General features: G+C 51.5%; 10 protein-coding genes and 1 pseudogene. 7 read left to right on the top strand and 4 right to left on the bottom strand.

All coding sequences use genetic code 11. From position 1 onward, the window contains the following. Positions 1-10 precede the first annotated feature (10 nt). A pseudogene (locus SC206_RS02210) lies at positions 11-839 on the top strand (IS3 family transposase); the annotation flags it as partial. Positions 840-1,356: 517 nt separating this feature from the next. On the opposite strand, the gene SC206_RS02215 reads toward SC206_RS02210, so the two are convergent. Together SC206_RS02215 and SC206_RS02220 are read right to left on the bottom strand one after the other, a co-directional pair. Then, positions 1,357-1,950: a hypothetical protein gene (locus SC206_RS02215; RefSeq protein ID WP_332733761.1), complete on the bottom strand. Its 594-nt coding sequence runs from the start codon at positions 1,948-1,950 to the stop codon at positions 1,357-1,359. Beyond that, positions 1,929-2,936, bottom strand: coding sequence for a hypothetical protein (locus SC206_RS02220; protein ID WP_332733763.1), 1,008 nt, complete (start codon positions 2,934-2,936; stop codon positions 1,929-1,931). The genes SC206_RS02215 and SC206_RS02220 overlap by 22 nt, the downstream gene beginning before the upstream one ends. Before the next feature lie 460 nt (positions 2,937-3,396). Here SC206_RS02220 and sbcB point away from each other — a divergent pair, with 460 nt between their 5' ends. Beyond that, complete coding sequence (gene sbcB / locus SC206_RS02225) at positions 3,397-4,827, top strand: exodeoxyribonuclease I (protein ID WP_332733765.1); 1,431 nt, start codon at positions 3,397-3,399, stop codon at positions 4,825-4,827. An 88-nt stretch (positions 4,828-4,915) separates the two neighbouring features. Here sbcB and SC206_RS02230 read toward each other — a convergent pair whose 3' ends face one another. Both SC206_RS02230 and SC206_RS02235 read right to left on the bottom strand, forming a co-directional pair. Next, a complete protein-coding gene (locus tag SC206_RS02230) occupies positions 4,916-6,289 on the bottom strand; it encodes an APC family permease (protein WP_332733767.1) in 1,374 nt (457 codons plus the stop codon). Between the two features lie 498 nt (positions 6,290-6,787). Further along, positions 6,788-8,221, bottom strand: a complete 1,434-nt coding sequence (locus SC206_RS02235; protein ID WP_442976027.1) for a glutamine synthetase family protein — start codon at positions 8,219-8,221, stop codon at positions 6,788-6,790. 388 nt (positions 8,222-8,609) lie between these two features. Between SC206_RS02235 and puuD the strand changes: the two genes are divergently transcribed. The 5 genes from puuD (at position 8,610) to SC206_RS02260 (ending at position 14,847) form a co-directional block, all read left to right on the top strand. Further along, entirely contained in the window at positions 8,610-9,449 is an 840-nt protein-coding gene (puuD, locus tag SC206_RS02240; protein ID WP_332733769.1) for a gamma-glutamyl-gamma-aminobutyrate hydrolase, read from the top strand. Beyond that, complete coding sequence (gene puuR, locus SC206_RS02245) at positions 9,449-10,003, top strand: HTH-type transcriptional regulator PuuR (protein ID WP_332733771.1); 555 nt, start codon at positions 9,449-9,451, stop codon at positions 10,001-10,003. The genes puuD and puuR overlap by 1 nt, the downstream gene beginning before the upstream one ends. 58 nt (positions 10,004-10,061) lie before the next feature. Continuing rightward, on the top strand, positions 10,062-11,390 hold the full coding sequence (locus SC206_RS02250; RefSeq protein WP_332733773.1) for an NAD(P)/FAD-dependent oxidoreductase: 1,329 nt from the start codon (positions 10,062-10,064) through the stop codon (positions 11,388-11,390). A 983-nt stretch (positions 11,391-12,373) separates the two neighbouring features. Then, complete coding sequence (locus tag SC206_RS02255) at positions 12,374-13,855, top strand: sugar ABC transporter ATP-binding protein (RefSeq protein ID WP_332733833.1); 1,482 nt, start codon at positions 12,374-12,376, stop codon at positions 13,853-13,855. Continuing rightward, on the top strand, positions 13,852-14,847 hold the full coding sequence (locus SC206_RS02260) for an ABC transporter permease (RefSeq protein WP_332733775.1): 996 nt from the start codon (positions 13,852-13,854) through the stop codon (positions 14,845-14,847). The genes SC206_RS02255 and SC206_RS02260 overlap by 4 nt, the downstream gene beginning before the upstream one ends. Positions 14,848-14,851 lie beyond the last annotated feature (4 nt).

The following is a 14,851-nucleotide window of genomic DNA, read 5'->3' on the forward strand; positions in this document are numbered from 1 at the left end:
CTGATCGGGCATCGATATGGAGATAGCCCAAGTTACTGTGGGAAACACCCCAATCATGTGTGAGACAACGGGTCTGTCGCAACGCCGTGCCTCCAGGCTGGCCGGCTTGTCCCTTTCGACCTGCCGTTATTCGGCTCAACGTCCGGCTGCTGACGCGCAACTGTCTCTACGCATCACAGAGCCGGCACTTGAACGCCGCCGATTTGGTTACGCAGTTACTGCGTCGGGAGGACTTTCACGTCAACCACAAGCGGGTTTACCGCATCTATCACCTTAGCGGTCTGGGTGTAAAACGCAGGCGACGCCGTAAGGGTCTGGCGACTGAGCGGCTTTCGCTTCTTCGCCCGGATGCGCCGAACCTGACATGGTCGATGGATTTTGTCATGGATGCACTTGCCAGCGGCCGCCGGATTAAGTGCCTGACCTGCGTGGATGATTTCACGATGGAGTGTCTAACCATCACCGCTGCTTTCGGTATTTCAGGCGTGCAGGTCACGCGTATTCTGGACAGCATTGAGCTGTTTCGCGGCTATCCGGCAACGTAAGAACTGATCAGGGCCCGGAATTTACCTGTCGTGTGCTCGAACAATGATCCTTTGAGCATGGCGTGGAGCATCGATTTATCCAGCCCGGCAAGCTGGCACAGAACGGATTTATTGAGAGTTTTAAGGTTACTTTCACGATGAATGCTTGAATTAACACGGGTTCAGCGAATTAAGCCATGCCAGGAAAACCATCAGGGAATATTGTCAGGATTATATCGAGTGTCGCCCGCACTCCATGCTTAATTTGCGGCGGCCTGGAGAAAGGGTAATTCTGTTAGTGAAGGATCCGACATTCCTAAGCGAGCGTTGTATCTAATCCTAGGGGCAGGTCAGGCGACATCTTATAGATCACAACACAAATTTAAGGCATAAAAAAACCCGCTTATAGCGAGTTTAATGTGTATCAGGAAGCTTATAAAGCAGCTACTTTCCTAACACGACGCGGGCCTTGAACCTCGCGGGTTGGTGCTTGCGCACGCTCTAACAGCTGTGGCATCGATTTGGTTAGAAGCTCGATAGATGCACCGAGGCGGACGTAAGTTCCGACAGTATCGAACTTTGCATCTTTAACATGTGACATGTGGCATCCCCTCTCTAATATTCGCTGCGCTTTGTAACCGGCATTTCAAACAGAAGATTTATTGATACTCAATTAACGTGTTACCAAATACCAAACGTAAACGCTTAGGTGAGTCTGACAGGGTGCCCCTCAACCCAAGACTCTTCATATCGACAGTTTCTAATTCCAACAAACCTAAAAATCTGTTCATATCAGAATATATTTCTTGAGGCAGGATGATCTGGGTTTCGTTTAGCAAAACTGTAAGATGTCATTACGATGCTTAAGAATGTCCTTACTGTCGATTTTTTCTCCCTTCTGCTTTCTTGCAGACAAATCGAGCCAGGCACGCATTTTGAAAGGGATAAGACGATCGGCATTGATGACGGATAACACAGTGTTATGCTCCCGCCCCTCGAGCAAAAAAGAATAATATTCATCATTCAATAAAATTGCCGATAGGCTGGCAATCGCCTCACCAGCCGCGAGTGGCGTGAGTGTCGCTTCGTCTTCTAGTTTTAACCCTTCGGGCATTCTCGAAAAAAACTCAAGCTGATACGGATAGATTTCATTTGAAGGTTTATTGAATCGATAAAATGCAGGCCCCGCTACTCCTTTCAACTGGACCTGATAGCCACCTGCTTTAATAAAACTCCATAGATGGGCAACAAAATCAGGATTTATCACTTCAATAATCAATACAATATCCAGATATTTGGTTGTCCTGAAATGTAAACCCGCATCATCCATCGCCAAGCTAGATGCTACGCCACCTATAAGTACAAAATGCTCTTGCCAATCGCTGAAGTGTTCTGCAAAAATCTTTAATCCCCGGACTTCAGCCATCCTATTTTTTCCTTAATCTCATCAAGTGCTATCTGGATGCGTTCATCTTTATCAGTAGCAAAACTCAGCATAAGTGAAAGCTCGTCGGCGACCTGTTTCTTCTGGCTTTGATAGGTCCCAATCTCGACATAAGCTGCTATTTGGTCGATACCTTCTGCAATTGAAAATTGGCTAATAGACAACCTTTTTGAGAAAGTCTGAGCCGTCATTGCGTAAACAGGAAGAGTGGGTTCAGCCAGCATGCTATAACGCGCCAACGCACTTTCACCCGATACGAATACGTCATCATCGACTTCGATTATGCGATTAATTGCCACGCGATTCTTGATGGGAGATTTTAAGAAAGGATAGGCTTTTTGATAGATATCAGATTCAGATCCTGTGAATTGATAGTGATTAGTTTTGTTACCCGTATCGATAATGCCGTGCGATATAAACTGCTCTACCACTTTTGCTAGCGTGACTCGGCTATAGTTATACGTGCCCATCAACTGCCTTGCGGTGTACTCCTGATTGGTAGACCATCCACTGTGCAGATTTGCTATCAATATCGCCTGCGCCGCAGGGAACAATTTTACTGCGACCCTCTTTTCTCTCCTTATCCGCCTTGCCTCCCTTAAATCCAAAGCCAGTTCCGGGATATACATTTGGAATCCAGGTTGCAGGAAATTGATTTGATCACGGATCATACTTCGGCGATCTGAAGCGCTGAAACAGCTATTGAGAAAGATCAGCGTGTCATCGGTGACTTTTTCTATTTGACCCAAATTTTTTCTGAGGGTGACCACGCCAGGATATGTTCCCGTTACTGGCTCAATCAGCAGTGCGCTAAAGATGGCGTTATCCCCCAGCTTTAAACAAATAGGGAAAAACTTGTAACTATCTTGAATAAAGAAAGGAAGCTTAAACTTTCTTGTGGGCTTGAATTCAACATTTAGTCCTAAAGTTGCCTCAATATATTCTTTTGCCTCATCAATAGCATTCATTAAATATCACCCTTCTGTAAACCCATTTTTTCACTGTAAACCTATTAGATTTACTCGTCAAAAGTCACTTTACAGAATGCGATAACGACTTACTCTACCCTCCAGTTTCTGCCTTTACTTCATCCTATTTTAAATCCCGGCGGTAACGAAATTGGAAGGCCATGGCACCTAGAGATGTTATCCTTACATCTAAGCCACCTGCGTCTAAAAGCACGGAATTGATTGCGTAAGATTCTCATGATGTGCACACAGTCTGGTATTGCCAAGAGCTATACATTTTGTACACACGGATTATTGGATTTTGTACTCACGCTGTACACAATCCTCTTCAGATGTGACTGTAATGCCTGTTTCATCATCAGGCGCGCTAATGAATGGAACAACCTGAGTTTTCAAAGACCTGCTTTTAATCTCATGTTTTTAAAGCCTATTTCCAAACACTTTAAGGCCCGGACCTGTAATGCAAGACAAGAGTGTAGTGCCAAGTTTCTACTTTCATGACTATGAAACCTTCGGAAAGCATCCGGCGCTGGATCGCCCTGCGCAGTTTGCCGGCGTGCGTACCGATGCAGATTTCAATATTATTGAAGAACCTCTGGTCATCTATTGCCGCCCTTCCGATGACTATCTGCCCCAGCCCGAAGCCGTGATGATAACCGGCATTACGCCACAGTTGGCGTTAGCTAAAGGTCTGCGCGAGAACGAATTTGCCGCGCAAATCCACGAGGCGTTTAGCGTGCCGGGCACCTGTATCGTGGGCTATAACAATATTCGCTTTGATGATGAAGTCAGCCGCAACATCTTCTATCGCAACTTTTATGACCCGTATGCTTACAGCTGGCAGAACGGCAATTCACGCTGGGACCTGCTCGACGTGATGCGCGCCTGCTATGCGCTGCGTCCGGAAGGCATTAACTGGCCTGAAAACGATGACGGTTTCCCAAGTTTTCGCCTCGAACATTTGACCAAGGCCAACGGAATCGCTCATGAAAACGCGCACGACGCGATGTCGGACGTTTACGCCACGATTGCGATGGCCAAGCTGGTGAAACAGGCTCAACCGCGATTGTTTGAATATTTGCTCAGCCATCGTGGCAAAAATAAAATTAATACGCTGATCGATATTCCCGCCATGTCGCCGCTGGTCCACGTGTCGGGCATGTTTGGCGCAGCGCGCGGTAACACCAGCTGGGTCGCGCCGCTTGCGTGGCATCCGGAGAACAAAAACGCGGTGATCGTCTGCGATTTGGCGGGCGATATGTCGCCTTTGTTGTCATTAGATTCCGATCAGATGCGCGAGCGTTTATACAGCCGTCGCGAAGATCTTGCGCCGGGCGAGTCGCCGTTGCCGATTAAGCTGGTACACATTAATAAGTGTCCGATTCTGGCTCCGGCCAAAACGCTGCTGCCTGAGAATGCCGAACGGTTGGATATCGATCGCGCACGCTGCCTTGAAAATCTGCAAATCCTGCGCCAAAACACCCAGATTCGGGAAAAAGTGGTGGCGCTGTTCGCCGAAGCCGAACCTTTCGTCGCCTCACAAAATGTCGACGCTCGCCTGTATGACGGCTTTTTTGGCGAGGCGGATCGCGCCACGATGCGAATTATCCAGCAAACCGCGCCCGAAAATCTGCCCGCGCTGGATCTGCGTTTTCAAGATTCTCGCCTCGAAGAGCTGCTGTTCCGCTTCCGCGCGCGTAATTATCCAGAAACGCTGACCGACGCAGAACAGCAGCGCTGGTTGACGCATCGTCAGGAATCACTGACTCCTGAGCAAGTGCAGGATTACGTGTTGCAGCTTGAATCACTGTATAACTTGCACGAAGAAGATAGCGCAAAAACTGCGCTGCTCAAGGCGCTGTTTGATTACGGCAAGAAGCTGGTTGGCTAACAGCAGTCATTCTCGGACAGCATAAACGCAAAAAGGGACTCAAATGAGTCCCTTTTTCTTATCGCTTTGACGCTGTTTTCGTCGCGAATTAGTCGATGTTTTCGCTCATCTGCGGCGGAGACTGGCGGAACATACGGGTGATGTAAGCCAGATAAGCCAGACCGATCGCGCCCCACACCAGACCCAATGTCATTGAGCTGGATTCCAGATTCAGCCACAGCGCGCCTACCGTCAACGCACCGATAACCGGCAGAATCAGGTAATGGATATGATCGCTCACCGTTTTATTACGCTTTTCGCGAATGTAGAACTGGGAGATTACCGACAGGTTAACGAAGGTAAAGGCCACCAGCGCACCGAAGTTAATCAGCGCGGTTGCAGTCACCAGATCAAACCAGATAGCAGACAGCGCAACCAGGCCAACCAGCAGCACGTTGAACGCCGGAGTACGCCAGTTCGGGTGCACGAAACCGAAGATTTTTTCCGGGAACACGCCGTCACGACCCATCACGTAAAGCAGACGAGAAACGCCCGCATGTGCCGCCATGCCTGAGGCCAATACGGTCACGCAGGAGAAGCACAGGATGATGAACTGGAACAGTTTTCCGCCAACGAACAGCATGATTTCCGGCTGGGACGCGTCCGGATCGTGGAAGCGCGCGATAGTCGGGAAATAGAGCTGCAGGAAGTAAGAAACCACCACAAAGATAATGCCACCAATCAGCGCAGTCAGGAAAATCGCGCGTGGAATGACTTTATCCGCGTTTGGCGTCTCTTCGGACAGCGAGCTGATGCCGTCAAAGCCAAGGAACGAGAAGCACAGGATGGTCGCGCCGGTAATCATCGGCACGGTATGCGCGTTTTCAGACCAGAACGGTTTTGAGCTCACCAGCGTGCCGGCACCTTCGCCGTGATAAACGCCGTAAATTAGTAGGCCAACGATCAGCGCCATAATAGCAACCTGCACCACCACAACTACGCTGTTCATGTTGGCAACCAGCTTGATGCCGCGCAGGTTAAAGGCGGTCATCAGGCCGACCAGCGACACGACCCAGATCCACGAAGGCGTGCCCGGGAAAATGGCTTCCAGATAGATTTTCGCCAGCAAGATGTTGATCATCGGCATAAACAGATAATCAAGCAGTGACGACCAGCCCACCATAAAGCCGACGTGCGGGCTAATGGCTTTCTGCGCATAAGTGTAAGCAGAACCGGCCGACGGGAAGCGTTTAACCAGCTTGCCGTAGCTCACCGCGGTAAACAGCACGGCGACCAGCGCGAACAAATAGGCGGTCGCGACGTGGCCGTCAGTCAGGCTGGTGACAATGCCGAAAGTATCGAAAATGGTCATCGGTTGCAGATAGGCGAGGCCCATCATCACGACTTGAACCAGCGTCAAGGTACGACGAAGTTTTACGCGCGGCGGTGCGCCCGTGAGAGTAGCAGTGTGATTATGCGCCATGATTCAGGTTCCCCTTACCGGCTACGTGTTGATTCAGCAAGCTGGCAGGTGACGACCTTCGCGTTAAGCGACTCAATGATAAAAATGGGGGATTGATCTTTACGTCGTGGATGAGTGACGCAAAGGTGGCCGGTAGCGGCGCACGATTAAAAGCAACACCGGAGTGGACCGGTATAGGTGTGAAAAATTGCCCCATCTTACATTTCCTCATAGTGTCGACCGTTATTTATTTGGGGTCGAACACGAAATCTGGTTATCTATCCGGATCTAGGTCCGGCCTCTGTTAAATTAGTGTAAAAAACCATGCAAAAAAAATAACCGGCGCGTTTAGGCGTCGGTTATTTTGCAAGGCCGGTATTTTGCCCCAAGTCGAAGCCTTATTACAAGGTATTGCGGCTTAAATTGGGCAATTAATTTTTATCACTGCAATAGGTCATTTTTATAACGCATTAAGCAGAAACAGCGTGTCTTAATGCGTTATTAATAAGCGGTGTAAAATCAGGCGCTTCTAAGCATCCAATCTATTTCCGTTTCCGTAACGCGGCGTTCGAACTGCAACAGCTCGTCTGATTTACAGCTGTGATAAACGCGACTAAAACGTTCACCCAGATATTTCTGCAGCTCGCCTTGTTGTTCAAATTCATATAATGCATCGCTTTGACGAATAGGTAACGGGATCCCTTCCTGCTCGAGACCATTCCCGGTTACGGGTTCTGGCAGCGGCAAGATATTATCCAGCCCGTACAGCACGCCGGCCAATACGGCGGCGACCACTAAATAAGGATTGGCATCGGCACCGGCAACGCGATATTCCACACGATGATTTTTGGTGTCCGAACACGGCACGCGCAGCGCGACCGTACGATTATTGTGTCCCCACGACGCCTGCACCGGCACGTACATGCCCGGCTGGAATCGACGAAACGCATTAATGTTCGGCGCGAGAACCGCCATCGAGGCAGGCATCAGGGCAATCATGCCGGCCAGCGCGCGTTTCATCAGCGCGGAGTCTTCACCTTCCGGCGTGGAAAACAGATTTTTGCCGTTGTCATCAAGCATGCTGACGTGAATATGCATGCCGCTACCGGCGTATTCGTCATACGGTTTCGCCATAAACGTGGCGTCCATATCGTGATTTTCTGCCACCAGCCGCACCAGCCTTTTCAGGGCGAGCGCGTGGTCGCAGGCAGCAAGAATGTTGTCTGTGTGATGCAAATTAATTTCAAATTGACCCGGGGAGGATTCCGCCACGGCACCGTCGGCCGGTAATCCCTGAATGTGCGCCAGTCGGTCAATATCGCTGAGAACGTCGGCGAAATGGTCTAGATTGTCGAGAGAATAGCACTGACTTTGGGTGTTTCTATCCTGCGTACCCGGCGTGCACGGAGGTTGCAGGGCACCCTCGGCGTCGCGCTGCCTGTCGAGCAGATAAAACTCCAACTCTACCGCTACCACGGGGAATAATCCTCGCTGGCGCAACGTCTGCCAAATGTGATTCAGCACGTTGCGGGGTTCAACGTCAAAGGGAGTACCATCTTCGTCAAGCATGGTGAGCAGCAGTTGCCCAATGTGGTCAGGGTCGGCCGCTGAAGGGGTCAATGTGCCGGGAACAGGGAGACAAATACGGTCGGGTTCGCCCAACTCCTGGCCTAATCCGGCCTCTTCAACCACGTTACCTAAAATATCCATGGCGAAGACGGAAGCAGGGAAATAACAGCCTTTTTCGAGTTTACGAAGTGCCGAGAGGGGAATGCGTTTACCGCGGAAGCTGCCATTTAAATCGGTGAGAAGGACATCTACGTGCTGAGTTAAAGGTTGACGCTCCAGGTACTGAGTAACTTCATCCTGGAACGCGCTACTTCGCGTTTCTTCGCCGGGAGTGACGAAGCTGTCAACTTCGAGATTTTTGGTGATCAGGTCGATTGCTTGCATAGGTTTTCCGCCGTTTGCCTGTGACTGGCGTTTCTCGCATTACCCTTATGGTAATGCACGCCACGGTTAATTCGCTCTATTCAATTGCTTAATTCCCGTGATTGAAGGTGCCTGAGTGAAGGTAAAAACACCGTTAATTTAAATTAATGTGTCGTAAAAACATTATAAATATAGACCAATAACCGCCTGTTACGTAGTCCATAACAAAAACCATAGCGTCATCCGAAACGCTTTGCAATAGTTACAATCCATTTACATTGGCGTTTGAAAAAGCAGCAATGGGCTGGTAGATTGATAAAATATTGAACACGTGAGGTCACTTTTATTGAACCAACGCTGGGCAATGGGAGGGCTGTGAACATTTTAATCAACTCAAAGAGGCGGTAAAATGGACAATATTTCTTCCACAACAGACACTGCAGATCCTATCGCGGAACCTCTTCACTCACTCTATGTCGACGACGCGGCTTACCGGCCAATTATCGGCGTAGTGATGTGCGAAAACTCGATCGACGAAAATCCGGCACTTACGGTGCATGAGAAATATCTCGACGCCATCTTCAACGCCAACGGGCTCCCCGTTGCCCTGCCCCACGATCTTGCTCTGCACGCGGGCGCAATCGACAGCGTTTTGGCGCGCCTCGACGGCATCTTCTTGACCGGCAGTCCGAGCAATATCGAGCCGCATAATTATGGCGAAGAAGGTATTGAGGAGCTGGCAGATCCCGGACGCGACAAGCTAAGCCTCGCGCTCATCAACGCCACGCTGGAAAAAGGCATGCCGCTGTTTGCGGCCTGTCGCGGCATGCAGGAGTTGGTGGTCGCGACCGGCGGTGCGCTGTATCGAAAAGTGCAGGAGCAGCCGGGCTATATGGATCACCGCGAAGACACCTCGCTGCCTCACGATAATCAGTACGATTTAGTGCATCCGGTCGAGATTGCGCCGGGCGGCCTGCTCGCCGAACTGCTGCCCGATTATCAGCATTTTCAGGTTAATTCGCTGCACGGTCAGGGGGCAAAACGGCTCGGGCCGCTGCTTACTGTAGAAGCCGTCGCGCCGGATAATCTGGTCGAAGCCGTCAGCGTTCGTCATCACCCGTTTGCCTTGGGCGTGCAGTGGCATCCGGAGTGGCACAGTCTGACCGATCCCGTTTCCAAACAGCTGTTTGATGCGTTTATCAGCGCCTGTCGAACCCGCCACGAAATTTTCCACGGGAGTGAGGGTTAATGGCGGCAACGGCGCTGGCGCCCGGACGTAAACTTTCGGCAATTCGCCAGCATCTGGGCATGTCCCAACGCAAGGCGGCCGAGCTTTCCGGATTGACGCACAGCGCCATCAGCACTATCGAGCAGGACAAGGTTAGCCCCGCTGTCAGTACATTACAGAAACTGTTGCGGGTTTACGGGCTCTCGCTTGCCGAATTTTTTGCCGAAAAGGAGTCAGAAGGTGAACCCCGCGTCGTGTTCAACGCCGATCAGCTGCTGGAAATTGGCAGCAGCGGCGTCTCGCTGAAGATGCTGAGTCACGACGTTCCTGCTCATTCGACCATCATGCTGCTCGAAACCTATCAACCCGGCAGCCGGATTAGCGAGAAACTTAAACACCACTGCAAGGAGGTCGGCACCCTGCTTGAGGGTGAAATTATTCTTACTCTTGACGGCCTGCGTTATCCGCTGCGTGCGGGCCAAAGTTACATTATTGATTCGGCAGCGCCGCACAGTTTCAGTAATCATTCTACGCGGGTCTGCCGACTCGTCAGCGCACATAGTCCACACCTTTAATCTCTTCTTTTCGTGTCGGTAAGCTGACAAGAACGGGGGCCTGAAGAAGGAAGTCATCATGGATGCTCAAACAAAAAGCATTTTCGCTGTTGATGGTCTTGCACACGTTGAAAGCTATTACGCCGACACGGCTCACGCCACACTACCTTGGCCGCAACTTTCTGAATCTATAGAGTGTGATGTCTGTATCGTGGGGGCCGGATTCACCGGCCTCTCCTCTGCCCTGTTTCTCGCCGAAGCCGGTTATGACGTGGTGGTGCTCGAAGCCAACCACGTGGGCTGGGGGGCCAGCGGCCGAAATGGCGGACAGGTGGTCAACTCTTACAGCCGCGATATTGACGTTATCGAAGACCGCTACGGCAGCCGTACCGCCGACATGCTCGGCAGCATGATGTTTGAAGGCGCCAACATTATTCGCCAACGCATCGATCAATACGCTATCGACTGCGACTATCGCCCCGGCTGCATTTTCGCCGCGCTCACGCCTCGCCAGTTAGGTGGATTACGCGAGCAGCGATTACTCTGGACCCGCTACGGCCACACCGATTTACAGCTGCTCGACAAGCAGGAGATCCAGCAGGAAATTGCCACCGATCGCTACGTCGGCGGGCTGCTTGACCGTAACGGCGGCCACGTTCATCCGCTCAATCTTGCTCTCGGCGAAGCCAACGCCATCAGAAAGCACGGCGGCAGAATCTTCGAACAATCTGCCGTCACGCAGATAGACAGCGGCAATCCGGCGTTAGTCCACACCTCAAAAGGTCAGGTGCGCGCCCGATATGTCCTTTTGGCCGGCAATGCCTATCTGGGTCACAATCTCGGGCATAAATCCTTGCCGCGTCTCGGCCGATTAAGCATGCCCTGCGGCTCGCAAATCGTTGCCACCGCGCCTCTCGATGACGCGACCGCGAAATCTTTAATTCCCAATAATTACTGCGTCGAAGACTGCAACTATCTGCTGGATTATTTCCGCCTATCCGCCGATAACCGGCTGCTGTATGGCGGCGGCGTGAATTACGGCGCTAAAAAGCCGTTGAGTATTGACGAGGTGATCCTGCCGAAACTTTACCGAACCTTCCCGCAGTTAAGGGGCATTAAAATCGATTTTCGCTGGAGCGGAAACTTCTTGCTCACCCTTTCGCGCATGCCGCAGTTTGGTCGTTTGGATGACAACGTCTATTACATGCAGGGCGACAGCGGCCATGGCGTCACGCTGACTCACCTTGCCGGCAAGCTGATTACCGAGATGTTGCGCGGTGATGCCGAGCGTTTCGACGCTTTCGCCAATTTGCCCCACATGCCGTTTTTGGGTGGGCGCAGCCTTCAAGTTCCCTTTACGGTGCTGGGAGCAGCTTATTACTCGTTGCGGGACCGCCTAGGGGTTTGACTTTTTATTGCAAAAGGTTTTTCAAGTTCAAGTTCAAAAGCATGCGCTTCGCTTACTGCGCGTTGCCGAGGCTTGACCGAGCTTTGACGGTTTTTAAATTTTAGGGCATGCGCTTCGCTTACTGCGCGGCGGCGCAGACCGCCCAAAGAGGCGCAGTCGCTCGCCCCTTTGGAATCCCAAGCTTTTTTTCCACAGATGTAACTTGAGGACGAGAAAGGGAGATCTTTCCAGGCACATTGGTGAGTGGCGTTGGTCGCGGTGCTTCGCACTCCCTTCATTACGTTCGCAAGCCAAAAACGTCTTGCTCGACTCCATTCCGCGCCGCCCTGAAGCCGCCAATTAAAGCATCTACGGCAAGGGCGAAAACTTTTCAGCGGTCAAGGGCCGATCCTTCAACCTAAAAATTATTGTTTGAGGGATCGGCTTTTGACCGCCTAAGAGTTACCGGTTTTTCTTTTTAGCTATTATTGGCGGGATCGGGGCGGCGCTGAATGAAGTGATTTGAGACGTGTTTGGCTCAAATCCGTAATGAAGGAATGGCGAAGCCGCGCGACCTACGCCACGCGCAGTGGTCACTGGAAAGATGTAACTTTCTCGTCCTCAAGTTACAGCTGTGGAAAAAAAGCGCGGGATTCTCAAGGGTGTTCGCTTAGGAACATCCTTGAGGCGGTCTGCGCCGCCGCGCAGTAAGCAAAGCGCATGCATTTGAATTTGAATTTGAATTTGAAATTGAAGTTGAATCTAAAGAATTTGAATCTAAAGAAAAATTTGAAATTTAAACCCTACTTTTTTTACTTATTCCTTTTAGGAATACAAAATAATTTATTAGAGTTTTCCAAAAACCGCCCCTAGTGATATAAATTTCTGCTTAATTTTTTCCAGTAATCATTTCAACACTGAATTAATCAAATTTTGATGCTTAAACAAGCATAATCAAGGGCCTGCTTATTGTGAGTTCTCAGCCGCTTTCTTCGCGTCTGGAGATGCGTAACATCTCCATCTCTTTTGGCGGCTTTTCGGCGCTGCATCAGGTCGACTTTACGATTGAAGGCGGGGCCGTGCACGCGCTGGTCGGGGCTAACGGCGCGGGGAAATCAACGCTGATGGCGGTGCTTTCAGGCGCCTACGACCACTACACGGGTCGAGTGCTTATCGATGGGAAAACCGTTGATATCAGCCAGCCGCACCACGCGCGTCAACACGGGATCCACCTCGTGCAGCAGGAAGTCGATGTCGCGCTGATCCCGACATTAAACGTCGCCGAAAATATTATGCTCGATGAACTCTCCGAGCCGGGTCATCTGCTCAACTGGTCGCAGCTTTATAAACAGGCTCAAAAACTTACCGAGCAACTGGGGCTGAAGATTAATCTGCGTCAGCGCATCGAAAATTGCACGCTGGCAGAAAAACAGCTGATCTTGCTGGCCCGCGCGCTGTCGCACAAATGCCGCTTCTTAATTCTCGATGAACCTACCGCGCCGCTCGATCACGCAGAAAGTAAACGCCTATTTGCGCTGGTTCGTCGGCTGCGCGATGAGGGCATGGCGATTGTGTTTATCTCCCACCGTATTCACGAGCTGCGCGACATCTGCGATCGCATGACCGTGCTGCGCGACGGACGACTGGTCAGCGACGACAGCATGAACGGCCTGACCAACGAACACATTATCGAAAAGATGATTGGTCACCAGTTAGATGATATTTATCCGCCGCGTCGCCCGCCGCATAGCCACGAAACGCTGCTCGACATTCAAGGTTTGCACGATAAACACAAGCTGCGCGACATCAGCCTGAAACTGCATCGCGGCGAGATTCTAGGCATTGCCGGACTCGCGGGCGCAGGTAAAACCGAGCTGTGCAAGGCGCTGTTCGGCGCGTCGCCTAGCCAGATTGAACGCGGAGAACTTTACGGCAAGCCGTGGAAACCGCGCGAGCCTTATCTTTCCGTTGAGCAAGGGATCGCGCTGGTGCCGGAAGAACGCCGTAAAGAAGGGATTTTTATCGAGGAAGATATCCCGATGAATCTTTCCGTTACCGCCGACAACAGCTTCTCGACCTTGAGTATTTTTAATCGTAAGGCTTCGCTGAATTGGGCAAAAGAGATCATTAATCGCCTCGGGATCCGCGCGTCTGGGCCGTTGCAGAAGCTGGTGCGGCTGTCGGGCGGCAATCAGCAGAAGGTCGCCATCGGCAAATGGCTGCGCAGCGAAAGTCAGATTCTGATTTTCGATGAACCCACCAAAGGCGTCGATATTCGCGCCAAACAGGACGTGTTCAGGCTGATCGACGGCTTGGCTCAGCAGGGAAAAGGCATCATTTATGCGTCGGGCGAGTTCGCCGAACTGGTCGGATTATGTGACCGAATTGTCGTGCTTTGGGATGGCCGCATTGTAGCGGAGCTCGACGCCGCCAACATTGACGAGCAAACCCTTTTAGATTATTCAACCGGAGGAACACCCGCGTGAGCAAAGAACTGCCTTTGAACGCCCCCCAACCTTGGCGTCACCATGTTTTTGAATTTCTCTATAAATGGGGGATGTTGCTCACCGTGGTGGCGCTGATTGCGCTATTTGGTCTGGCTTCCGACAATTTCCTTGAGATGTCGAATATTATCAACATCATGCGATCGATCGCCATCGTGACGGTTATCGCCATCGGCGTATCGCTTTCGCTGTCGGTCGGCGGCTTTGATCTGTCGGTGGGATCTACGGCGTCGCTCGCCAACGCGCTGGTGATTTCGATGTTCGTCTGGCACGGCTTTGGCACCGTCGAAGCGATCGCTATTACTTTGGCGCTCTGTTTGCTGGTCGGGCTATTCAACGCCTTTCTGATTGTCATTCTTAAAATTCCCGATATGTTGGCGACGCTCGCCAGCCTGTTTGTGATTCAAGGCGCGGCGATGACCTACAGTTACGGCGGGTCGATTACCGAAAACATGCTGCTGCCGAGCGGCGACATGGCCGAAGGCACGGTGCCGCCGGTGTTTAGCCTGCTCGGACAGGTGCCGGTTATCGTCATCGTGATGCTGGTGGTTACCGTCGTGGTTCAGCTGTTTATGTCGCTGACCAAGCACGGCCGCAGGATGTATGCGATTGGCGGCAACCCGCTGGCGGCGCGCCTTGCCGGGATCCGTACCGCGCGTTATCGCGTGATGGCGTATTTAATGTCCTCTGTTTTAGCGGGTGCGGGCGGAATTTTACTGGCCTCGCGTATCGGTTCATCGCAGGTCAACGCGGGCGGGGGTTATCTCATGGACGCCGTCGCAGCGGCCTATATCGGCTTTTCTCTGGCGGGTTCCGGCAAGCCAAACGCGCTCGGAACGCTGCTCGGCGCGGTGATCCTTGGCGTGCTGCAAAACGGGTTGGTGATGCTGTCGGTGCCGTATTACGCGATGGATATCATCAAGGGATTGGTGTTGGCCGTCGCGCTGGCGCTGACCTACATACAGAAAAGATAGTCAG

Origin of the sequence: Rouxiella sp. T17 (assembly GCF_036663475.1) — a bacterium.
GTDB lineage: Bacteria > Pseudomonadota > Gammaproteobacteria > Enterobacterales > Enterobacteriaceae > Rouxiella.

Bases quoted from the DNA above. Each gene is read 5' to 3' on its own strand.
- sbcB (WP_332733765.1), top strand. From the start codon at position 3,397: ATGCAAGACAAGAGTGTAGTGCCAAGTTTCTACTTTCATGACTATGAA.
- puuR (WP_332733771.1), top strand. From the start codon at position 9,449: ATGGCGGCAACGGCGCTGGCGCCCGGACGTAAACTTTCGGCAATTCGC.
- SC206_RS02255 (WP_332733833.1), top strand. From the start codon at position 12,374: ATGCGTAACATCTCCATCTCTTTTGGCGGCTTTTCGGCGCTGCATCAG.
- puuD (WP_332733769.1), top strand. From the start codon at position 8,610: ATGGACAATATTTCTTCCACAACAGACACTGCAGATCCTATCGCGGAA.
- SC206_RS02230 (WP_332733767.1), bottom strand. From the start codon at position 6,289: ATGGCGCATAATCACACTGCTACTCTCACGGGCGCACCGCCGCGCGTA.
- SC206_RS02250 (WP_332733773.1), top strand. From the start codon at position 10,062: ATGGATGCTCAAACAAAAAGCATTTTCGCTGTTGATGGTCTTGCACAC.
- SC206_RS02235 (WP_442976027.1), bottom strand. From the start codon at position 8,221: ATGCAAGCAATCGACCTGATCACCAAAAATCTCGAAGTTGACAGCTTC.
- SC206_RS02220 (WP_332733763.1), bottom strand. From the start codon at position 2,936: ATGAATGCTATTGATGAGGCAAAAGAATATATTGAGGCAACTTTAGGA.
- SC206_RS02215 (WP_332733761.1), bottom strand. From the start codon at position 1,950: ATGGCTGAAGTCCGGGGATTAAAGATTTTTGCAGAACACTTCAGCGAT.